The sequence below is a fragment of the Sphingobacterium tabacisoli genome, from assembly GCF_017908035.1.
Lineage (GTDB): Bacteria > Bacteroidota > Bacteroidia > Sphingobacteriales > Sphingobacteriaceae > Sphingobacterium > Sphingobacterium tabacisoli.
The window spans coordinates 245,624-267,148 of record NZ_JAEQMU010000002.1; the positions used below are offsets into that span (position 1 = coordinate 245,624).

The 21,525-nt window shown below is 39.5% G+C and carries 21 protein-coding genes; all 21 read left to right on the forward strand.

Going from position 1 to position 21,525, the window contains the following annotated elements; genetic code table 11:
* Positions 1-102 precede the first annotated feature (102 nt).
* The 21 genes from JKG64_RS11970 (at position 103) to JKG64_RS12070 (ending at position 21,524) form a co-directional block, all read left to right on the forward strand.
* Positions 103-948, forward strand: a complete 846-nt coding sequence (locus JKG64_RS11970; protein ID WP_210354557.1) for a DUF5106 domain-containing protein — start codon at positions 103-105, stop codon at positions 946-948.
* Between the two features lie 26 nt (positions 949-974).
* Positions 975-2,141 carry an MraY family glycosyltransferase gene (locus JKG64_RS11975; protein ID WP_210354558.1) on the forward strand — a complete coding sequence of 389 codons (1,167 nt, stop codon included), beginning with the start codon at positions 975-977 and terminating at the stop codon, positions 2,139-2,141.
* On the forward strand, positions 2,138-3,106 hold the full coding sequence (locus tag JKG64_RS11980) for an NAD-dependent epimerase/dehydratase family protein (RefSeq protein ID WP_210354559.1): 969 nt from the start codon (positions 2,138-2,140) through the stop codon (positions 3,104-3,106). Before JKG64_RS11975 ends, JKG64_RS11980 begins: the two co-directional genes overlap by 4 nt.
* Positions 3,106-4,620 carry an MATE family efflux transporter gene (locus JKG64_RS11985; protein ID WP_210354560.1) on the forward strand — a complete coding sequence of 505 codons (1,515 nt, stop codon included), beginning with the start codon at positions 3,106-3,108 and terminating at the stop codon, positions 4,618-4,620. Before JKG64_RS11980 ends, JKG64_RS11985 begins: the two co-directional genes overlap by 1 nt.
* Positions 4,621-4,718: 98 nt before the next feature.
* Entirely contained in the window at positions 4,719-5,630 is a 912-nt protein-coding gene (locus tag JKG64_RS11990) for a polysaccharide pyruvyl transferase family protein (RefSeq protein ID WP_210354561.1), read from the forward strand.
* Entirely contained in the window at positions 5,617-6,615 is a 999-nt protein-coding gene (locus JKG64_RS11995) for a glycosyltransferase family 2 protein (protein ID WP_210354562.1), read from the forward strand. Before JKG64_RS11990 ends, JKG64_RS11995 begins: the two co-directional genes overlap by 14 nt.
* Before the next feature lie 8 nt (positions 6,616-6,623).
* Positions 6,624-7,538, forward strand: coding sequence for a glycosyltransferase family 8 protein (locus JKG64_RS12000; RefSeq protein ID WP_210354563.1), 915 nt, complete (start codon positions 6,624-6,626; stop codon positions 7,536-7,538).
* Between the two features lie 59 nt (positions 7,539-7,597).
* Positions 7,598-8,671, forward strand: coding sequence for an acyltransferase family protein (locus tag JKG64_RS12005; protein ID WP_210354564.1), 1,074 nt, complete (start codon positions 7,598-7,600; stop codon positions 8,669-8,671).
* The gene (locus tag JKG64_RS12010) at positions 8,668-9,540 is read left to right on the forward strand and encodes a beta-1,6-N-acetylglucosaminyltransferase (RefSeq protein WP_210354565.1); all 873 of its coding nucleotides are present in this window, start codon (positions 8,668-8,670) and stop codon (positions 9,538-9,540) included. Before JKG64_RS12005 ends, JKG64_RS12010 begins: the two co-directional genes overlap by 4 nt.
* Positions 9,540-10,541 (forward strand): glycosyltransferase family 2 protein, encoded by a 1,002-nt coding sequence (locus tag JKG64_RS12015; protein ID WP_210354566.1) that lies wholly within the window; start codon positions 9,540-9,542, stop codon positions 10,539-10,541. The genes JKG64_RS12010 and JKG64_RS12015 overlap by 1 nt, the downstream gene beginning before the upstream one ends.
* Positions 10,542-10,549: 8 nt before the next feature.
* Positions 10,550-11,791: a hypothetical protein gene (locus JKG64_RS12020; RefSeq protein WP_210354567.1), complete on the forward strand. Its 1,242-nt coding sequence runs from the start codon at positions 10,550-10,552 to the stop codon at positions 11,789-11,791.
* Positions 11,791-12,927, forward strand: a complete 1,137-nt coding sequence (locus JKG64_RS12025) for a glycosyltransferase family 4 protein (protein ID WP_210354568.1) — start codon at positions 11,791-11,793, stop codon at positions 12,925-12,927. The genes JKG64_RS12020 and JKG64_RS12025 overlap by 1 nt, the downstream gene beginning before the upstream one ends.
* 36 nt (positions 12,928-12,963) lie before the next feature.
* Positions 12,964-13,962, forward strand: a complete 999-nt coding sequence (locus tag JKG64_RS12030; protein WP_210354569.1) for an acyltransferase family protein — start codon at positions 12,964-12,966, stop codon at positions 13,960-13,962.
* Entirely contained in the window at positions 13,959-15,101 is a 1,143-nt protein-coding gene (locus tag JKG64_RS12035) for a glycosyltransferase (protein ID WP_210354570.1), read from the forward strand. The genes JKG64_RS12030 and JKG64_RS12035 overlap by 4 nt, the downstream gene beginning before the upstream one ends.
* The gene (locus JKG64_RS12040; protein WP_246512581.1) at positions 15,079-16,206 is read left to right on the forward strand and encodes a glycosyltransferase; all 1,128 of its coding nucleotides are present in this window, start codon (positions 15,079-15,081) and stop codon (positions 16,204-16,206) included. Before JKG64_RS12035 ends, JKG64_RS12040 begins: the two co-directional genes overlap by 23 nt.
* Positions 16,207-16,223: 17 nt before the next feature.
* A complete protein-coding gene (locus JKG64_RS12045; protein ID WP_210354572.1) occupies positions 16,224-16,676 on the forward strand; it encodes a S24/S26 family peptidase in 453 nt (150 codons plus the stop codon).
* A complete protein-coding gene (locus JKG64_RS12050) occupies positions 16,673-16,942 on the forward strand; it encodes a PqqD family protein (RefSeq protein WP_210354573.1) in 270 nt (89 codons plus the stop codon). Before JKG64_RS12045 ends, JKG64_RS12050 begins: the two co-directional genes overlap by 4 nt.
* A gap of 1 nt (position 16,943) precedes the next feature.
* Positions 16,944-18,047 (forward strand): nucleotidyltransferase domain-containing protein, encoded by a 1,104-nt coding sequence (locus JKG64_RS12055; protein WP_210354574.1) that lies wholly within the window; start codon positions 16,944-16,946, stop codon positions 18,045-18,047.
* A gap of 1 nt (position 18,048) precedes the next feature.
* Entirely contained in the window at positions 18,049-19,671 is a 1,623-nt protein-coding gene (locus JKG64_RS12060; RefSeq protein WP_210354575.1) for an ABC transporter ATP-binding protein, read from the forward strand.
* Positions 19,672-19,706: 35 nt separating this feature from the next.
* Complete coding sequence (locus JKG64_RS12065) at positions 19,707-20,648, forward strand: hypothetical protein (RefSeq protein ID WP_210354576.1); 942 nt, start codon at positions 19,707-19,709, stop codon at positions 20,646-20,648.
* A gap of 66 nt (positions 20,649-20,714) precedes the next feature.
* Positions 20,715-21,524: a polysaccharide biosynthesis/export family protein gene (locus tag JKG64_RS12070; protein WP_210354577.1), complete on the forward strand. Its 810-nt coding sequence runs from the start codon at positions 20,715-20,717 to the stop codon at positions 21,522-21,524.
* Position 21,525 lies beyond the last annotated feature (1 nt).

Here is a 21,525-nt window from a genome sequence, read left to right on the forward strand (position 1 = left end):
AACGGACAGATGGCAGCTATGCTATCACCCGTCTACCTATGAAAAACAATTTTTATAACTGTTAAGAAGTAAAGCATGATAGTAAAACTATGTCATAAATTCATGTTTTTATCTAAGTATGGGCTGTTAATAGCGGCATTTTGGGGAATGCTGCTATTATCCTGTACATCGCATAGGCAGACTGATCCGATGACATTCTGGGATCGCTTTGATTTTACTAAAATCGATATCCGGAAGAATGAATTTAGCCTGGATAAAATCTTGGTAGATTTTATTCTATCGCTGGATGATGTTTCTTCCGAAGAAGCTGCCAAAGCGCTTATTCATACAATGGATGCAGCAAAAGAGACACCACTTGCATTTCAGTTTTTTAAGGACAAATTCTATGAACGGCTTTACGATCCAAAGTCTACATTAAGAAACGATACGTATTATAGTGTAGTGCTTGATTATCTGATCTCGTCAGATATGTCGAGTGAAGCGGATCGTACGAAATATAAAGCGCAACTGGCACTGGTACAGCAGAACCTGCCCGGTGTAGAGGCGAATAACTTTAGTTTTCAGCGTTCGACAGGCGAAAAAGGAGATCTGCATAGTCTGCAGGGGGCCTATAAACTGGTGTTTTTCTATGCTCCTCTATGTAAGGCCTGTAAATCGACAATGCCTGATCTGAAGGCGATACATCGACTGGTACAGCGTACCAAGAAAAGCAAGATGACACTCCTTACAGTGTGTGCCACAGGTCGCGAGAGTGATTGGCTCAGTTATGAAGCCGAGCTGCCTGCAGAGTGGATTAATGGGTATAATAAGGAAGACGAAATTATACGTAATGGTCTATATGACTTGAAAGCATTCCCAACTTTTTATCTGATCGATGAGGACAATAAGGTGCTTTTGAAAGACGCTGATATGGAGCGTCTGGTAGGCTATATCGGTAGTTTATCTTAAAACAAGATAGAGTTTTTTATGATGAAATGGAGGTTGTTATGGTGATTACCGGTATTTTACTTGTATTTATTCCTGCTTTGTTGGCAGTTGCTCTGGGGGCGCTGCTTATTCCCAGGATTTTATTGGTCGCTTACCGCAAGCGTTTGTTCGATCCTGTGGACGAGAGGAAGCTGCATACCTGTGTTATTCCCCGTCTAGGAGGGATATCATTTGTGCCGATACAGTGTTGTCTGTTTGCATTGACGGCGGTGCTGATATTTAAATTTGGTATTGGAGGCTGGGCTGTGCAATCCTGGGCTTTGATGTCACATTTTGCATTGTTATTCTGTGGATTATTGGTGCTTTATATTGTGGGACTAGGGGATGACCTAATAGGGATCAGTTTCAAATGGAAGTTTTTCTTTCAAGTACTCGTAGCCTGTTTTTTTCCACTGTCGGGGCTATGGATCAATGATTTTTATGGTCTGTTTTCCGTACACGGTATATCGCCATGGATCGGTATGCCACTCACTGTATTTGTGGTCGTACTAGTGATCAATGCAATCAATCTAATGGACGGATTGGATGGACTATGTGCCGGATTGGTTACGATAGGCTGTCTGGCCTTTGGCCTGTTGTTCTATTTTTCAGGAGCGTATGTGCATGCTCTTTTTGCATTTATCACTACGGGGGCTGTTGCTCCATTTTTCTATTATAATGTATTTGGAGTAGGACGTAAGGGAAGGAGAATATTTATGGGCGATATCGGCAGTACGACGCTGGGATATGCTTTGGGTTTTCTGGCGATAAGCTATGTGATGAATAATTCCTTTATAAAGCCATTTTCTACAAATTCTATAGCGGTTGCTTATTCTATCCTGCTATTGCCGGTTCTGGATGTTGGCCGGGTGATGTTTGTGCGTTGGAGGAGCGGTAAGCCCCTCTATTCTGCAGATCAGAACCACTTACATCATCTTTTATTGCGCCTGGGCTTACCGCGCAAAGGGGTCATGTTATTTATGTTTGCTATTAACCTATTCTATATCATATTCAATCTATTAGCGGTTCAGGTGATGGATAATAATCTGATTTTGATATTGAATGTACTGACGTGGGGAGGCTTTTATTTCGTGTTTGAACAGGTAGAAAAAAGCCGTTTTGCAGAAAAAAGTGAAGTTGTAGTATTGAAAGCAGATATAAAAGAAACTAGATGAAGATAGCAATAATTGGAGGTTCAGGGTTTATTGGTACAAATGTAATTCGATTGCTGAAAGGCATGAAAGACTACGAGGTATTAAATGTAGACAAAAGACAGAGTACGGCTTTTACCGGGATAACCCGGATAGCGGATGTGCTGGATAGAGAGGCGATGGCGAAAGAGCTGAAAGGGGTCGACGTGGTAGTGTTACTGGCCGCCGAACATCAGGATAATGTACAGCCTATCTCGCTGTATTATGATGTGAATGTAGAGGGGATGCGTAATGTACTGTACGCTATGGATCAAAATGCCATAAAGCGCCTGGTGTTTACGAGTTCGGTGGCGATCTATGGGCTGGATAAAGACAATCCTGATGAGTTTTTTCCTGCAGACCCTTTTAACCATTATGGTAAAAGTAAGTGGGAAGCAGAATTGCTGATGCAGGATTGGTTTAAACAACACGGAGATTGGAATATTAGTATCATACGGCCGACTGTTGTTTTTGGAGAGGGAAACCGGGGAAATGTGTTTAACCTACTAAACCAGATCGCTTCTTCCCGTTTCATGATGATCGGTAAAGGGCAAAATCAAAAATCGATGTCGTATGTCGGTAATGTTGTCGCATTTATTTTTTTCCTAATAGAAAACAATTTTAAAGGGTACAGTGTTTATAATTATGTGGACAAACCTGATTTTACTACCAATGATATTGTTTACAACACAGGGAAGGTATTAAATAAACCGATTTCAAACGTGCGTATCCCATATTGGGTCGGCATGTTGGGAGGCTATGCCTTTGATATCCTTGCATTTGTAACGCGTAAAAAATTTGCCGTTAGTTCGGTTCGTGTGCGGAAGTTCTGCGCAGTGACGAAGTATGATGCAACAAAAGTTGGAGCGTCTGGCTTTGTTGCACCTTTTACTATGGAAGAAGGACTGAAGCGGACTTTGGTAGCGGAGTTTGTCGTGAAAGAAGGATAATGTTGAAAGCTGAAGATAAAAAAATAGCAAAAAATTCTCTAGCACTGTATTTACAGATGTTTTTTGGAATGCTCGTGGGGTTTTATACCTCGCGTGTGGTGCTGGATGTGTTGGGAATAGATGATTTTGGACTCTATAATGTTGTTGGGGGAGTGGTAGCTATGTTTACGATACTGAATTCAGCAATGTCATCCTCGTCAAGTCGTTTTTTGACCTATGAATTGGGAACTCATGACAAAGAGCGACTTAAGCAGGTGTTTGGAGTAACGATGTTTATTCATTTAGGAATTGCCTTAATTATTGCAGTGTTGGCTGTTCCAATCGGTCTATGGTTTATGAAGACGAAGATGCAGATAGATATGGGAAGAATGTATGCTGCAGAACTGGTTTTTTATGCAAGTGTTTTAAGTACTTGTCTTACGGTAGTGATGGTCCCATTTCAGGCTACTATTATAGCCCATGAAAAAATGAGCATATATGTTTATTTCTCGATGGTGGATTTACTGGCTAAGCTAGGTATTGTGATAATACTTCCTTCTGTAGCAGGAGACAAGTTGGTCGTTTATGCGTTTATGTTACTCGGATTGCATTTTATAATGCAGTTTTCTTACATAGTCTACTGCCGGAGACATTTTGTAGAGACCAGAGGTAGGCTAAGTTTGGATAAAGGGCTGATGAAAGAGATGTCTTCTTTTGCCGGTTGGAGCTTATTTGGGGATTCTGCTGTGTTGATGATGACTCAAGGGGTTAATATTCTTTTAAACGTTTTTTTTGGAGCGGGAGTCAATGCTGCTAGAGGGATCGCTGTACAGGTACAATCTGTTTTGGCGCGATTTGTTGGAGGTTTTCAGACTGCATTAAATCCCCAGATAATCAAGCGGTATGCGGCTAAGGAATTGGAAGAAATGCATAGGTTGATATATGCGAGTTCCAGGTATTCGTTTTACGTTATGCTAATAGTCGTAATACCTATATTCTTAGAATTAGACGAAGTTCTTAACTGGTGGCTTAAGCAAGTTCCTGAACATACAGCAAGTTTTTTACGTATTATGATTGTTATCTCTTTAATCGAATGCCTTGCAAACCCATTGATATTTGCGGCAAAGGCAACAGGTAAGATAAAGAAATATCAATCGATTTTAGGTGGTTTATTGTTGTTGGTAGTTCCTTTTAGTTACTGTTTTTTAGCGCTGGGCTATCCTCCCGAATCCGTTTTTATGGTTCATTTGGTAATTACACTTTTAGGGCATGTGGTTCGTGTTGTACTGATTAGTGGAATGGTTTCACTTTCTATAAACAGTTATTTAAATAAAGTAGTCAGCCCCTGCTTAGTTGTGGCAATTTTCGGAGCATTATTTCCTTATTTCTGGAAATCATTATTTCCAAATTCGAGCACCATTATTTTTTTTGTGTTCTCTCTCTTATGGGGATTTTTTATAGTTTTTTTTATTGGATTGAAGCAAATAGAAAGAAAATATGCACTTGTTTTTTTTAGGAATAGATTATCCCTATGACAACGTTTCGTTGATCTCTATTGGTGCGATGCACAAGCAAGTGTGAAAAATAAAAAGCGAGTTATTACAATTATTAAATATGTTATTGAGTAGAGATTATGAAGAAGATTAACTTATTGTATTGGGAAGGTGATAACTATGGAGATGTGTTGAGCCAGGCTCTAATTGAAGAACTAAGTGGAGCTAAGGTTCGTTTATGTGGTAAGCCGTTTAATCTACTGAAAGCGTTGAAATCCGTAGCAAAAGATGTCTTGACTTTGTCAACGAAAAGAACACGTCGCATCCTATTGCCTTGGCAGGAGTCTATGTTGGGCATTGGGTCTGTTCTTAGCTGGGGTGGTGGTGGTGAGAATGTTTGGGGATCCGGGTTTATGAATGAATTTGAAGAGTTTAATGGGGGGCAGATTTTTGCTGTTCGGGGACCTAGAACTGCTGCTAAATTAAAAGCGTCTGGGTTTCAATCTACAGAAACTTTTGGAGATCCAGCTCTACTGTTGCCTTTGTGGTTAGAGCCGGCATATAGAAAGGCGTATGATGTAAGTATAATACCACATTGGACAGAGGCCGATGATTTTAAGCAACGATTTGGAAATGTTTACAATATTATAGATCCAAGATCAAGGGATATTGTAGGGGTAACGAAACAGATTACAGCGAGCAAATATATACTATCCACGTCTTTACATGGGATAATAGTGGCCCATGCATACGGCATCCCAGCTTTATGGATAAAGAAAGGTTATATACATACGGATGGGTTTAAATTCGACGATTATTTTAGTTCAGTAGGAATCTCTTTCTATGATGGGTTTGAAAATCTAGAAGAAATTTTAGCCTCTACCGAGAATTGGAAAAAGCTATTCGAAGAGAATATGCACCAAGCGCTTATAAACTGCACGTTAGAGGATATACAATTGGGACTACTTAAAGCAGCTCCATTTGTGTTGAAAGAAAAATATGAAGTGATAATGTTAAAACTTCAAGAGAACGAATCGTATGAAGCAGTTTGATGTAAGTATCATTATTCCGTTCTATAACGTAGAAAACTATATAGTGAGATGTGCACATAGTTTGTTCCAACAAAGCCTCGAGCGAATACAATTCATTTTTGTGAATGATAGTAGTACGGATAATAGCTTATTGAAGTTGAATGACGTGATCGCACAGTATCCTTTTCGTAAAGAAGACATTTTGATTGTTAATCATGCAAAGAATAGAGGTTCAGCTGCAGCACGTAATACCGGATTAGATCATGTGTCAGGGGAATATACTGGTTGGGTGGATGCGGATGATTGGATAGAAAGAGATATGTATGAGCAAATGCTTGCAAAAACCAAAGAAGAGGGAGTAGACATGGTTTGGTGTGATTTCTATCTAGAATATGAAGACTCATCTGTAAAAGTAACCAATAAAGTGCCCAATAAGTCATCAGTATATATTGGTGAAATGATTAAAGCCAATGTGCAAGGGATGTTGTGGAATAAATTGTTTAGATCTGAGGTGTTTACGAAATATGAAATCCGATTTATTGAAGGACTGTGCTTGGGGGAGGATCGTTTGGTGGTATTAAAATATCTCCACTATGCTACTCGAATAAGTTACTTGGACAGTTTTTTATACCATTATGTACAGTACAATGAGATCTCTATCGTAAAGGATTCTAGTGATAAAAGATTTTATGAGGAAATTGGTAACGCTCAACTCATTGATGAATTTATTAAAAGTGTAGGGATAAATTATATATCTGAAGAAGATATGAACGATTTTAAGATTAGGTCCAAAAGAAGATTACTTCTTTCTACTAGCATTGTAGATCTTAAAAATTGGAGAATAATGTTACCAGAAGTAAATAGGAAAGTTTTTAAGACTAAAGAATTAAGATTTCGACACAAGGTTATTGCTTACATGTCTGAGTTTAATTCTTTGTTTTTCTTACAGTTTTGGTTGTTTTTGAAAGGACGCTTTGGAGAAACAACGGTGCGAGTAAAAAAGTAATAACGAATATGGTAGATAGAGTTCCTATTGTCATGGCATTAACGCCATCTTATTTAATACCTACATCTGTTTGCATAGTATCTATGTTGGCTAGTTCGGATGAAAAGGACTGTTTCGATATTATTCTATTGTTGACGGAAGATCTAACGGTTGGTGAAAAATCTGCACTTCAACTGTTAGCACCAGAAAGGATCAACTTTGAGTTTTTGATTATGTCCGATATGGACCTTGATATTTATGTGGATGAAAAGTTTACAATAGCAGCCTCCTATCGATTGTTGATTCCGGATTTGTTGCCAGAGTTAGAGCGGGTGATTTATGTAGATAGCGATATGATAATTAGACAGAATATAGCTAAGCTATATCGAGAAGTAGATTTATCAGATCATTATTTGGCAGGAGTATATGAGGCGACACTAGACTTTCAAGAGGAATATATTAAAGGGATAGGTTGCGAGCCGGGTAAATACTTTAATTCAGGGTTTTTAATGATGAACTTGACTAAGCTACGTGAAGATGATATGGTTAGTAAATTTTTAAAGTATGCAAAAAATGATCAGTTTCAATTTCCTGACCAAGATGTGTTAAATCAATTATGTAATGATAAGTTTCTGCCACTTGCCCCTGTTTATAACAGTATTCGAACATTCTTCATTGAGGACTATAAAGGTGACTTTGTGAGATATTATTCGGAAAAAGATTGGGATGACGTGAAAGTTTGTGGAACAGTTCATTATACGGGTCCAAAACCCTGGAATAGTTTTTCGGTGATGTTTGACCTTTGGTGGGAGTACTATAGAAAATTACCTAAAGAACTGAAAGCCTTTTCAGAAGTAAGTAAGCTATTGTCGTCTTTTTCCAGGGTTTATAAAATATCAATGGTTAAAAGTACGGTCTCCAGAGTTAAAGCTCTCCTCAAATAAAAGGATAGGAAGCATCGAAAAAGATGATATAAACAATCGAAAGTTATAATCTACAATACATGAAAATTGAATCAATAGATGTTCTTCGTTTTCCATTAATGCTTTTGGTATTATTTGTACACACCATCCCGGAGGAAATTGTTCCAGTACCATTTACCTTTAGTATGGAGGCATGTTATGTGTGGATTTCAGAGATACTATCTCATCATTTGGGACGAATCGCAGTTCCGATGTTTTTCGTGTTTTCTGGGTATCTATATTTTTTCAAAATCAATGACTTTAAATTTGAACAGTATAAAAAGCAGTCTTTACGTCGTATTGTTTCATTATTGATCCCATATTTCTTGTGGAATATTGTTTTTATTATAATCACTCTAGCTAAGAATATACTTTTTGTAAAACTTGGAGCAGGAGAAGATGTACTATTAGTATCCTTGCGTCATGCTACTTATTATGATGTTTTTTGGGGAGGTCCTTTCGTCTTTCCATTATGGTATGTGAGAGACCTCATGGTAATGAGCGTACTGAGTCCCCTGTTTTATTTTTGGTTTAGTAAAACAAAGAAAATAGGAGTACTGATTTTGATCTTATTATATCTCACCACGTTGGAATCAGATGTGCCTGGTCTAAGTGGTACCGCAATTACATTTTTTGGTATTGGCTCCTATCTAGGGATGCATAGATACGATCTCACAGCGCTGCTGCCGAAATATAATGCGTATAAAGTCACGTTAGCGCTGTTAGCTCTACTGATTGGAACATTGTTGGGAGGGACAGTTTATTATGAGTTAGCGATAAGGTTTTTTATTCTTATCGGTGTATTAGCATTACTATACTTAGGCTTCTTGTTGACCAGAAGAGATAAAATAAAGGAAAGCTTATTACAGCTGGCCCCCTCCGTGTTTTTTGTTTACGCGATACACAGTGTGTATATAATAAATTGGGTAAAAGGTTTTTTCTATAGTCTTGGCATGTACGAGAAGGCTTGGTATAGATTGATAACATATCTTATAACACCATTTTTAACAATGATTGTCTGTCTCCTACTTTATGCCCTGGTTAAAAGGTTGACGCCTAGATTATTGTCTTTATTAATAGGAGGTGGAGTATCATTAAAATTTGATAAGAGGTGAAACATAGACATGCTTATTTAATTATAGCTCACGGGAGTTTTGATGTATTGAGGGTTCTACTTGAGGCTCTTGATGATATACGAAATGATGTATATATACATTTTGACGGAAAGCTAGAACAGCTGCCTACAGTACGAATGGAAAAAGCAGGGTTATATATTCTTAATCAACGGGTAAAGGTGTATTGGGGAGACGTGAGCCAAATTAAAGCAGAGTATGCATTATTTGAAACAGCGTTTTATAACGGAGTATACTCCTATTATCATTTGCTGTCCGGAGTAGACTTTCCTTTAAAAAGTCAGGATTATATTCATCAGTTTTTTTTAAATAATCAAGGGAAGGAATTAATAGGTTTTTCTCAATATAATGTAGAGATGGAGGTAGAACGGAAAGCAGGTCGATATCATTTGTACCCACGTAGTTTCAGAAATAATGGTCTTTATAAGCGAATTCTCCGTTCGATATTTTTAAGAATGCAAGAGCTGTTTGGAATAAAAAGGAATGGAGATGTACGTTTTAGAAAAGGAGCTAATTGGAGCAGTATGTCAGCGAGTTTTATCGAATATTTAATACCGATGAAGTATGAAGTTTTCAAAATGTATAAGAATAGCTTTTGTGCAGATGAAATTTATAAGCAAACTGTTTGTTGGAACTCGCCGTTTCGTTTGAAAGTTTTCAATTCGGAAGACGAAGCTAAAGGGATTATGCGTGCTGTAAAGTGGAAAGGTAGACAAGTGTTTGATTGGACGATTGATGATTATGAGTTTTTAGTACAATCTGAATTTCTATTTGGAAGAAAGTTTTCAGATGACAATATGGAGGTGGTGAATAAGGTGTTTGAATTAATAAAACCCAAAGCTGAACTGTGATGGACATGCCTTTAGTATCGATAATTATGCCTGTTTATAATGCGGAAGATACGCTGAAAGTGAGCTTGTCTTCTTTAAAGATGCAAACTTACGATAGATTAGAACTGTTGCTTATCGATGATGGAAGTACTGATAATAGTCTTAATCTATTGAATGAATTTAAAGAAGACTTGGAGAGTGCTGGTGTAAGTATACAGGTTAAGGTATTGAGCAACGTCGAAAATCAGGGGGTGGCTACGACCAGAAATAGGGGACTTGATGAAGCTAGTGGTGAGTATATCTATTATGTTGATGCAGACGATTGGCTGGAGCGTGAAGCTATCGCTAAAATGGTGGAAATAGGTACAACATCTAATAGTGATATTGTAGGTGTTAGTTGGTGGCTCGCTTTTGAGAAGAAAGAGAGGTATATGTCTCAACCTTTTTTTGAAAAGACAGAAGAGGCGTTGTTTTTAATGATGACGGGTCGGATGAGATGGAATCTATGGTTGTTTTTGGTCAAGAGAGACTTGTACGTTGAGCACAAAATTAGGTTTGTGGAAGGTATGAATATGGGAGAGGATATGTTGGTGATGTTTAAGTTGTTTGGTCGGGCTGGGAAGGTTGTTTATTTGGATGAAGGACTATATCATTATGGACAGTCCAATGAGGAATCCTTAACAAAAACATATACAGAGGGGCATAGAAAACAAGTAACAAACAATGTAGAGGAGTTGAAAAAATATTTGGTAGGTACAGCTTATAAAAGCTTGACAGAACGCTGGTTAGATTGTTTGAAGCTGAATGTTAAATTGCCATTGCTGGTTACCGGTAATAAGGCTGATGTGGAGATATGGCGTGAATGGTTCCCTGAAGTAAATAAAAGATTTTTTGGTAGAAAGGTTATACCGAGACGCTTATCGTATTTACAAATGGCAGCAAATTATAATAATATGTATTGGGTGATAAAGCTACATTATGTGGCAGTGGTAAAATTGTATTACGGTATTTTATATAAATAGGGGGAAGTATGAGGAAGGTGATATTGTATATTTTAATGGGGATTGTGGTTAGCGCCGCTTTTTTTTCAATTAGCTTTACTTTTCTCCCAAAGGCTATAAATTCGAAAATTATTTTTGCGGGGTTAGGAGTTCTACTTTTTCTATATGATACGATAAAGCAAGGAGAATTTACACTACCAAAGGAAGTATGGGGAGCTATGATAATAGTGAGTATGTTTTGTGTAGTTGGTTTCATCGCTACTGATGTAAACTATACTGCCGATTATTCCTATGCAACGTATTTTGTAAGTTTCTTTACTTGGCTTTTTGCTTCTTACGCAGTTTGTTGGTTGATCCGTGCTTTACATGGAAAAGCAACTCTCAATTTGCTCGTTAATTACCTGTCAATAGTTTGTGTAGTACAGTGTCTTTTAGCACTAGGGATTGATAAATACCCTGATCTGAAGTTTTTTGTCGACCGCTATGTTGATCAGGGGCAGGAGTTTTTTACAGACGTAAACCGATTGTACGGTGTAGGTGTCGCATTGGATTCTGCAGGGGTGCGGTTTTCAATGGTTTTGATTATGATACCTGCAGTTATTTTTTCGACTGAAAATGATGGTAAGATAAGAGGATATGTATTTTTAATGTTATTGGCTTTTTTTATTATCAGTGTTATTGGCAATATTATATCTAGAACTACCATATTAGGTGTTATCATAGGCCTGGTTTTTCTTATTGTTAAAATGCTAACTGGAGCTGAGCAACGATCGAAGGTGTTTAAGTACTTTATCCTCCTTTTACTTTTTTGTAGTGCGGTATCTGTCTTTCTATATAAGACAGATAAAGTTTATGAAGAATATTTTCGTTTCGCTTTCGAAGGTTTCTTTAACTTCTTTGAAAGAGGAGAGTGGCGGACAGGGTCGACTGATAAACTGAATAGGACAATGTGGATATGGCCGGAAACAACGCAGGAATGGCTGATAGGAACTGGCTTATATGATAATTGGGTGTATGGAACGGATATTGGCTATTGTAGACTAATACTGTACAATGGACTGATTGGATTTTCAGTCTTGGTTCTGTTTTTTTTGTATCAGGCTTATGTTTTTTCTTGTTTCTTTTCTGAATATGTATTGCTCTTCGTCGCCTTTATTATTCTGGCTTTTTTAATTTGGATTAAGGTATCAACAGACATCTTTCAGATTTTTGCTTTTTTTTATTTCTTGGATAATAGTAAAGGTAAGTCACTTTTTAAAATGAATGTGTGATGAAGATTATCTATAATATAGCAGGGCTATATAATGCCGGGGGAATGGAGCGGGTGTTAACCAATAAAGCCAATTATTTAGCAGGCGCGGGACATCAAGTAATTATCGTCACCACAGATCAAAAGAGTAGAAACCCTTATTTTGATTTAAATGAAGCTGTAGAACAGATCGATTTGAATATCAATTATGATAGCATACAAAGGCTGGGGTTAGTTTCTAAAGTGATTGCTTATCGAAGGAAGCAACGTCTGCATAAAAGTAAGCTTGAAAGTGTATTGAAAGAGCTAAAGGGCGATATCGTAATTAGTATGTTTGATCATGATGTATCTTTTTTATATAAAATTAAAGATGGCAGTAAGAAGCTTTTAGAAATTCACTTTTCGAGATATAAAAGAGTACAGTACGGACGAAAAGGAGTATGGGGAATTATCGATCAGCTGAGAAGTAAGAAAGATGTGTATTTGGCTCAGAAATATGATCGATTTATTGTGCTTACCGAAGAAGATAAACACTATTGGGGGAGTTTGAAAAATATTGAAGTGATACCAAATGCTAATAGTTTCTCCCCCAAAGAAGTTTCTAATCTAGATAAAAAGGTTGCTGTGGCAATAGGTCGATTGGATTATCAAAAAGGATTTGATGATCTGATTAAAATATGGGCTATGGTACAGCCCATATTTCCAGACTGGCGCCTGCATATATACGGAGAGGGGAGACTGGAATCTGATTTACAGATGCTAATAGAGAGGTTAAATATGAAGAGTGCGATACAGCTAAACAAGCCAACTAAAAACATTGAAGAGGTATACTTGGGAAGCTCTGTTTATTTGATGACTTCGCGCTATGAAGGCTTGCCAATGGCATTGCTAGAGGCGCAGGCTTGTGGTTTGCCTCTATTGTCTTATGCTTGTAAATGTGGGCCAAGAGATATTATAGAACAAGGTCGAAATGGTTATTGGGTTGAGCAAGGAGATCAGATTAAGTTTGGAGAAAGGCTGCGAGAGCTATTAAATAGTGACAGCTTACGGCGAGAAATGGGAGAAGCCGCTAAAGTAATGTCGATGCGATTTTCAGAAAAAGTAGTAATGGAGCATTGGGGAAATGTGTTTTCTGAAGTTCTGAAAGAACGAAAATGAAAAGAAAAATAATCACTTAGTAAGCTTTTTTGTTTTATGAATTCATATTCATTGTTGGCTTTAATAATCATACTCTACACACTGTCTATTACCTTGTGTAGAGGAAAAGTGTTTTCTTTAACAAGAGATAGATCTACAGTATTAAAGGGAATATTAAGTTTGTTGATTATTCTTTCGCATACAAATTTTCATGCAGATATACCTGTTTTTAAGACCATAACGAACTGGGGAGGAACAAAAGTTGCTTTGTTCTTTTTCTTATCCGGATATGGTTTGATAAGCTCCTATCTCCGTGTGGGGAGTGGTTATATGGATGGCTTTTTGGTGAAAAGAATTTGGAAAATAGTTAAGCCCCTTTTAGTTATTACTTTGGTATATCTAGGTGTCGTATTTCTGGATAAGAAAACATTGCCGAGTGATATTATAGGTGAACTTTTTTTACAAGGCAAAACGCCACTGCCTTATTCTTGGTTCGTGTATGTTATTATCTTAGCTTATATTGTTTTTTTCTTTGTTTTCCAGCTTAAAATTAAAGTGGAAAGAAAAATAGTCTTTGTTTTTATAGGGCTATTACTGGTTAGTTTAGGGCTGTATAAACTAGGATTTGATAGGGCCTGGTGGGTGTCTAATTTGGCTTTTCCTACAGGCTTGGTTTATGGACTTTATGAAGAGAAGCTCCTGTCTTTCTCCAGACAAAAGTATATTAATCTATTTTTGGTTCCTGTCTGCGTATTGCTTGCAGGAGTCTTTGTGGTTCCTAAAATCGAATTTCTCTATCTGTTTTCTTATGTTTTTATCACCATATTCTTATTTCTATTAATTAGTTATGTGAAGCTTCCGAACGGAAAAGTTTGGCATTTTTTAGGGAACGTTTCGTATGAAACCTATCTATTACATGGCGCTTTATTTTCGATGCTAAGAGGTAATACTATATTTATTACGAATGACTATGTCTATCTATTGGCAACTGTAGGATGTACTCTTCTATTAGCTTTTCTGTTCAATCAATTATTTAATAAAAAATGGATAAAATGAAGACAATAGTTATATCTGCAGTCAATATTGTGGAAGCTGGACCATTGGCGATTCTTAGAAATTGTCTCCATTATCTATCCGAGCTGGCGGCGAATGAGGAGTATAAGGTCGTGGCTTTGGTGTATGAAAGGGAGCTGGCCGAGTATCCCAATATCACCTATATAGAAACTAAGTGGCCTAAGAAAAACTGGATAAACCGTCTATGGTATGAATATGTCTCGATGAAGAAGGTGAGTAAAACGATAGGACCGGTTTATTTATGGTTTTCACTGCATGATACCAGTCCCCGTGTAGAGGCGGACCTGCAGGCGGTATATTGTCATAACTCGTTTACGTTTTATAAATGGAAATGGAGAGAACTACTATTTGCGCCCAAGATTGTGCTGTTCTCACTTTTTACAAAATATATCTATGGATTTAATGTCGCGGCAAATCGGTATCTCGTGGTACAGCAGGAATGGTTTAGGGAAGCTATGGCAAAAGATTTTAATTTTTCTGCCCAAGATATTATCGTAGCCAGGCCACAACAGATTGTGCCTATCCGTAATACATCGTCTAGCAATAAAGGCGGTAATGGAGAATGCTATTCTTTTCTATTCCCGGCTTCGCCCAATAGTCATAAGAACTTTGAGTGTCTCTGTGAGGCGGTAGCGCAATTGGACAGTAAGGAAGGTCTACCAAAATTTAAAGTATATATCACCATAACAGGAAAAGAAAATAGTTATACCCGTTGGATCTTTAAAAAATGGGGCAATAGGTATGAATCACTATGTTTCATCGGTTTTTTAGGTAAAGAAAGTCTACTTGGCTACTATGAGGGAGTAGACTGTTTGGTGTTCCCATCGAAGACGGAAAGTTGGGGATTACCTATTTCGGAGTTTGCAAACTATGGAAAGCCGATGCTGCTTGCTGATCTGCCTTATGCGCGGGAAACAGCTGCTGGTAGTCGCTGCACTGCTTTCTTTGATCCAGATCGGCCTGATAATTTGGCCGCGCATATGGAGCAGTTGATCATGGGGGAAGCGACTGTATTGGCGCCAGTGCCGGAGCGGGAGATAGCGGTACCCGTAGCGGAGGAATGGTCTACCTTATTTAATTTACTTTTAAATGAACAGCATGAAGATATTACAAGTCGGTAAGTTTTACCCTATACGGGGAGGTGTCGAAAAAGTAATGTACGATCTGACATTGGGACTTTCGAGCGAAGAAGTCTATTGTGATATGCTCTGCGCCTCGACAGAGGGATATCCGGAAGGGGAGATACAATTAAATGAGTTTGCACGGTTGATTGTGGTAAAGACACATTTGAAACTGGCAGCGACGATGTTGGCGCCGGCGATGATAAGCACATTAAGACGAATAGCCAAGGAGTATGATATCATACATGTGCATCATCCGGATCCAATGGCAGCCCTGGCTTTATACTGCTCGGGGTATAAAGGAAAGGTGATTATGCATTGGCATAGTGATATTCTGAACCAGAAGAAATTAATGAAATTTTATGCGCCCCTGCAGTCATGGTTAATACGTCGGTCAGACCTGATTGTGGGAACCACACCGGTATATGTCAAAGATTCGAGCTTTCTAAGGGAGGTGCAGCCTAAATGTGATTATATACCGATCGGAATAGAGCCATTTGTTTTACAGCCCGAAAAAGCGGAAGCTATTAGACAGCAATTTAAAGGGAAGAAAATCATTTTCTCATTAGGAAGGCTAGTCACTTACAAGGGGTATGAATATTTGGTGAAAGCCGCTGCTTTATTAACGGGAGATGTGCAGGTCGTGATCGGTGGGACAGGTCCTCTGATGGACGAACTAAAAGCACTGGCAGAAGAACTTGGCGTAAAGGATAAAGTAACATTTCTGGGCTTTGTATCGGACGAGGATGTAGCGGCTTATTATCAGGCCTGTGATTGTTTCTGTTTGAGTTCGGTCTGGAAGAATGAGGCTTTTGCCATTGTTCAGTTAGAGGCAATGTCGCTGGGTAAGCCTGTGATATCGACAGCGATCCCAGGATCTGGTGTAAGTTGGGTAAATCAACACCTGAAATCGGGGATTGTGGTGCCTGTAGCGGATGAAACTGCACTGAGTGCTGGAATCAATAAGTTGCTTTCAAATGATTTGTTATATAGCCAGTTAGCCGAAGGAAGTTTGATGCGCTATGACCAATTGTTCCGTAGAGAGAAAATGGTGGCAAGAACAAATGAAATTTATTGCAAACTTTTATCGAAAAACAATGTTTAATAAATAATGGCCGATTTATGGAACAGACAAAGAAGAAAATCGTTTGTAAAAACGATCATTTTCTGAAAAATGTGGAAGTGGCATTAGAACAGGGAAAAAAGGTGAAGATAGCAGTGAGGGGCAATAGCATGAACCCTGTTTTAAACGATGGAGACCTAGTCATTCTAGAGAAAGGACATTTACCTAATGAAAAAAAAGGAGATATAATACTGGCAAGACATGAAGGAAATTATGTGTTGCATCGTATTGTATGGATTAGTTCAGATTTCTTTTACCTAGCAGGTGATGGAAATAAACTACAAGTAGAAAAAGTCCGTAAAGATAGTGCTATCGCTACGGTAGGTGCAGCCTTTCGTGGAGAGCTGTGTCTGCCGCTAGGCTTTGCAGGAAGCAGATTGCAGCTGTTTGGGCGATGCTTATTGGGCGCTTGTTGGTATTTGAATTATAGTATAAAAAAGAAATTTTTATGAAGTTGAGAAAAGATTTGATTTTACGGGAAATAGGGAATCACTACGTGGTGGTGGATCCCGGTCAGGAAATGGTGGATATGTCAACGGTGTTTACGCTGAATACGACTTCTGCTTTTTTGTGGAAAGAGCTCGAAGGTAAGGAGGTCACGGTAGAACTCATAACGGACTTGTTGTGCGCTCATTATGAGGTGTCACGGGAAACAGCCGGAAAAGACGCTGAAGCAATTTTTACAGCTTTTTGCAAAAACGGCTTAATGGCAAATTGAAATGATAGATAAGGAGCGCATTTATACGGTGTTTTTTAACTTACTGCGATCGGGGTTATGGTCAAAACCTATCGAAGCAGTGGAGCAGCTCCCACTATCGCCTGTTGAGTGGAAACAAATCTATGATATGGCGGTGGCCCAGACGGTAGAAGGGCTTGTTTTCGATGCGGTAGAACGCTTGGATGAGCTGCACTTGCCACCAACAGACATATGGATGAAATGGTTGGTTCGGGTTACCAAAATCGAACAACATAATAAACTGATGAATCAATGTCTGGCCGAACAAATCCTTTTTTTTAATAATCTAGAGATCAGTCCGGTTCTATTGAAGGGGCAGGGGGTAGCACGGCATTACGAAGCTCCGCTCCGCCGATCGGCTGGGGATATCGACTGGTATTTTTCTACTAAAGAGGATTATGAGAAAGTGAATAGTTGGGTGACTCAAAAAGAGGTGCCGGTTCAATATATGCCAGGACGTAGCATGTGCTATTCCTACAAAGGGCTAGAAATCGATCATCACACGAATCTCATAGACTTGCATAATCCTTTTGTAAAGCCTTTTCTTAACGAGTTTGTTAGGGCAGAGCGTGAGCATGATCGGTTTATCAAAGTCGAAGGAGTGGCCTGTCGTGTATTATCGCCTGTCCTAAACAGTGTACAGGTCGTAAGTCATGTCTTGAAGCATCTCCTTTCTTTCGGATTGGGCTTGAGGCAACTTTGCGATGTGGCGCGATTGTATTATGTGCATTTCAAAGATATTCAAGGCCATGGTTTGGACAAGATATATAGACGGTTGGGGATAGGGCGATGGGTGGTTTTATTGCACGATCTGTTAGTACGCTATTTAGGGCTGGAGCGTCGGTGGTTACCCTATCAAGCCGATAGGGCTGTTCATGCCGACTGGGTGATGGAAGATATTTTACGCGTAGGTAATTTTGGTTTTTTTGATGAACGCTATCCGGAAGGGCAAGAAGTAGCAACAGGAGGTCGGAAGAACTCTTTTCTGCGCGTAGGCAAAAATCTATTGAAATATGGACGTTACGCACCAATGGAATCTGTTTTTTTTCCTTTGGTACAGACCTATACACGCGTTTTTATTAAATAACATGCAAAGGACACTAATAGAGCATATGAGATGGATGTGGCTTCTTACCCTAGGAGCACGTTTTCGATTGGGGCTCTATGTGACCCTTGAAGTGATGAGTATTGGATTGGGTTTGGTCTTCGTCTTGTGGACAAAAAAAGTAGTGGATTCGACGGTACTGGGGAATACTGCTTTTTTCTCCATGAATTTATGGATCATGGTGTTCTCCCTATTGGGGTCGGTTGTTTTTAGGGTATTTGCAGGTTGGATCAATGAGCAGATGAAATTGGATATGCTCCTGAGTACCCAGCAGAAAATGCTCGATAAGCAATTGCATGCTACTTGGCAGTTTTTGAATAAATGGTCGTCAGGGGATTTGCAAGTGCGTATACAGGACGACGCCAGAGAGGTGGTGCAGATGGCCGGACAGAGTATATGGTCGACCTTTGTAACGCTGTTGAGTCTGATCTCTTTTTTACTGCTCCTGGCTTGGTTTGATGTTGTCCTCGCTTTGCTAATGCTTAGTGTATCGCTGTTGTTTGGAGTAGCCAAGGTCTATTTTAAAAAGACCAAAGCACTCAATGAAGAGTTAAAAAGTGCACGTAGCGAATTTGGGCAGGTGGTACAGGAGACTGTGCAGTTTAAACTATTGATAAGAGCTTTGTCGATATATCCTACTCGCTGGGCCAGGATCGAAAAAAGTCTGGAGAAAATTCTTGGTTTACAAATGGGCTTAATCAACTTTTCTACATTTTCGCACGGATTGCTCCGGCTACTGGCATCAGCAGGGTTTTTATTGGCCTTTGGCTGGGGATTGTATCGTCTGCATCTGGGACTGATTACATTTGGTTCGTTGACGGCTTTTTTGCAGTTAGTAGGACGTATACAGGCACCGGTGTTGACGCTGATGGCTTTTGTGCCCCTGGCGATACGCTCGCGGGTAGCGACTGACCGTGTGATGGATGTCATGGAGGTGCCCATAGAACCTGAATTGAAACCTGAAGTCTTACCGGACCTCCAAGCAATATATATGGATAAGCTCTCTTTTCAGTATCAGGAGGAGTGCATTATAAGTGATTTTAGTATGGCTGTCTATAAAGGGGAATCGATAGCCATTATGGGCCCTAGTGGTAAAGGGAAGACGACATTTGTACGCTTATTATTAGGACTGTTGGAGCCAACGGCAGGGCAGGTGGTGCTGGAAACAAAGAATAGCAGATGTGGATTGACAGCGGACCATCGTATAAATATGGCTTACGTGCCACAGGGCGGAAAACTATTTCGGGGTACTGTACGGGAAAATCTGGAAGTGATGAACCCGGAAGCTACAGCTACGCAAGTAGAACGGGCTATAGTTTTAGGTTGTGCAGAATTTGTATATGATCTGCCAAATGGGCTAGAGACGGAGATAGGAGAGGAGGGATATGGATTGTCTGAGGGACAGGCACAGCGTATCGCTGTCGTGAGGGCGATGTTACGGGATTGTCCTGTATGGCTTTTCGACGAGCTCACTTCAGCCTTGGATGAAGATACTGCCCAGCTTATGATAAAGAGATTACTGGAATACGGTAAGGATAAGATCGTGATCTTGGTTACACATGATATCGAGATTGCAAAGCAATGTGATAAAATTATACTGTTATAAAAAGGATAGGTAATCTGTTGAAAATCGGTGTATAAATGAAAATAATAGAAGGACATAGTGTTGTTGATATCGCTGTTGCGGGACATGGGATACGATTGGCCATGCCTGAGCATTATGACCTATTGGCTTGTCTGCCCAATTTTTCGGCATTTATTGTCGATTCACTGAAGGAAAGTGAAGTACTGATGGAAGTCATGTTGCTAGAAGGAGATAGACCAGTGCTAAAAGGAGATCGTAAGATATTGACGGATATCTCGTCGGCTTGGGAGAATAAGTTTTCATTGGAAGAACTGGAAGAAGGGTACCTGGTGTCTATTGAAGGAGCCAATAAAGGTACTGCCTGGCAAATGCTTGCAAGCAAGGACTTTTACCAGATCACTATTTATGCGCTAGGGGATGAATTGTACAATACGACGGTACTAAATTGGTTTTTGATGATGGCGTATGGACAGGCTATCTTACAGCAGGATAGTGTTATGATCCACGCCTCTGTAGTGGAAAGGAAGGCGGAAGCTTATGCTTTTTTAGGCAAAAGCGGTACCGGAAAAAGTACACATAGCGGTCTTTGGTTACAGCATATTGAAGGGGTATCGCTATTGAATGATGATAACCCTGTCGTGCGTTTGGAAGGCAGTGAAATCTATATATATGGTACGCCCTGGAGTGGTAAGATGAAGTGCTATATCAATAAAGGGATTAAACTAGGGGCTATAGTTCGTCTGCGGCAGGCTGAGGAGAATCGCATGCGTTGGATAGATGGGATACATGCGCTGACTGCACTGATGCCGAGCTGTACGGCAATGCGGTGGAATATGGGCTTATTTAATGCTATGATAGGAACTGCCGAGAAGATAATTAGGAGCTTGCCTATCGGTGAATTGGCTTGCTTGCCTAATGCGGAAGCGGCTCTTTTATGTCATTATGAAATAATTGAACATACTTATAAAACTACATCTATCAACCTATTAAAAACATAAGGCTATAAAGTACCTCTGTTTAACAAATATGCAGGGGGCAATATAGTGATAAAGACAGATACTACTATGAAAACAAAAAATATGAATAAAGTTATTTTCGGATTGATGGCCCTTTGCGCCTTGTTGCTGAATGCATGCGTGGTGGGCAAAAAAGTTGTCTATGTAAAGGATATGGGAGTCAATGGACACCATCGGGTGATGGAAGAAGAGCCGATGAAGATACAGAAAGGGGACCGCTTACGGATTGTTGTGCAGGCCAAAAGTCCAGAGTTGGCCGCGCCATTTAATGGGGGAGCTGGGGCCTATCGCATAGATGCCAGTGGTAATGTGGAGGCAGTTGCCGAACAGACGAGGGATGCACAGAGTTATGTGGTCAATAGTCAAGGGGCTATCGATTTTCCCGTGCTAGGAAATATTCCGTTGGAAGGGTTGACCTTAGAGCAGATTAACGAGAAAATAACCACAAAATTGAAGACAGGTGGAATGATCGCAGAGCCTCTGGTAAAAGTAGAACTACTAAACTTTAAAGTGAGTGTCGTAGGAGCGGTAGTCCGGGAAAACGTGTTGAATGTGGAGAATGCGGAAATGACACTGATGGAGGCTATAGCGCTTTCCGGAGGATTGAAACCCAACGCCGCACCTGATCAAATTAAAGTCATTAGAGAGGAAGGTGGCATAAGAAGAATAATTGTTCATGATATACAGTCCAAGAGTTTTTTCGACTCACCAGCTTATCACCTGAGACAGAATGATATTGTATATGTAACTCCTAGATCTGCTGAGGATACGCCCCGCGAAAATAGAAGCTGGCGTTTCTGGACGACTGCAATGGGGGTAGTCTCTATTGTTCTGGCAGCATTAACACTTGCAAAGTAAG

Bases quoted from the DNA above. Each gene is read 5' to 3' on its own strand.
- JKG64_RS12045 (WP_210354572.1), top strand. From the start codon at position 16,224: ATGGAACAGACAAAGAAGAAAATCGTTTGTAAAAACGATCATTTTCTG.
- JKG64_RS11975 (WP_210354558.1), top strand. From the start codon at position 975: ATGGAGGTTGTTATGGTGATTACCGGTATTTTACTTGTATTTATTCCT.
- JKG64_RS12050 (WP_210354573.1), top strand. From the start codon at position 16,673: ATGAAGTTGAGAAAAGATTTGATTTTACGGGAAATAGGGAATCACTAC.
- JKG64_RS12030 (WP_210354569.1), top strand. From the start codon at position 12,964: ATGAATTCATATTCATTGTTGGCTTTAATAATCATACTCTACACACTG.
- JKG64_RS12020 (WP_210354567.1), top strand. From the start codon at position 10,550: ATGAGGAAGGTGATATTGTATATTTTAATGGGGATTGTGGTTAGCGCC.
- JKG64_RS12055 (WP_210354574.1), top strand. From the start codon at position 16,944: ATGATAGATAAGGAGCGCATTTATACGGTGTTTTTTAACTTACTGCGA.
- JKG64_RS12015 (WP_210354566.1), top strand. From the start codon at position 9,540: ATGGACATGCCTTTAGTATCGATAATTATGCCTGTTTATAATGCGGAA.
- JKG64_RS12025 (WP_210354568.1), top strand. From the start codon at position 11,791: ATGAAGATTATCTATAATATAGCAGGGCTATATAATGCCGGGGGAATG.
- JKG64_RS12040 (WP_246512581.1), top strand. From the start codon at position 15,079: ATGAAGATATTACAAGTCGGTAAGTTTTACCCTATACGGGGAGGTGTC.
- JKG64_RS11995 (WP_210354562.1), top strand. From the start codon at position 5,617: ATGAAGCAGTTTGATGTAAGTATCATTATTCCGTTCTATAACGTAGAA.
- JKG64_RS11990 (WP_210354561.1), top strand. From the start codon at position 4,719: ATGAAGAAGATTAACTTATTGTATTGGGAAGGTGATAACTATGGAGAT.
- JKG64_RS11980 (WP_210354559.1), top strand. From the start codon at position 2,138: ATGAAGATAGCAATAATTGGAGGTTCAGGGTTTATTGGTACAAATGTA.
- JKG64_RS12000 (WP_210354563.1), top strand. From the start codon at position 6,624: ATGGTAGATAGAGTTCCTATTGTCATGGCATTAACGCCATCTTATTTA.
- JKG64_RS12060 (WP_210354575.1), top strand. From the start codon at position 18,049: ATGCAAAGGACACTAATAGAGCATATGAGATGGATGTGGCTTCTTACC.
- JKG64_RS12005 (WP_210354564.1), top strand. From the start codon at position 7,598: ATGAAAATTGAATCAATAGATGTTCTTCGTTTTCCATTAATGCTTTTG.
- JKG64_RS11985 (WP_210354560.1), top strand. From the start codon at position 3,106: ATGTTGAAAGCTGAAGATAAAAAAATAGCAAAAAATTCTCTAGCACTG.
- JKG64_RS12065 (WP_210354576.1), top strand. From the start codon at position 19,707: ATGAAAATAATAGAAGGACATAGTGTTGTTGATATCGCTGTTGCGGGA.
- JKG64_RS11970 (WP_210354557.1), top strand. From the start codon at position 103: ATGTTTTTATCTAAGTATGGGCTGTTAATAGCGGCATTTTGGGGAATG.
- JKG64_RS12035 (WP_210354570.1), top strand. From the start codon at position 13,959: ATGAAGACAATAGTTATATCTGCAGTCAATATTGTGGAAGCTGGACCA.
- JKG64_RS12070 (WP_210354577.1), top strand. From the start codon at position 20,715: ATGAAAACAAAAAATATGAATAAAGTTATTTTCGGATTGATGGCCCTT.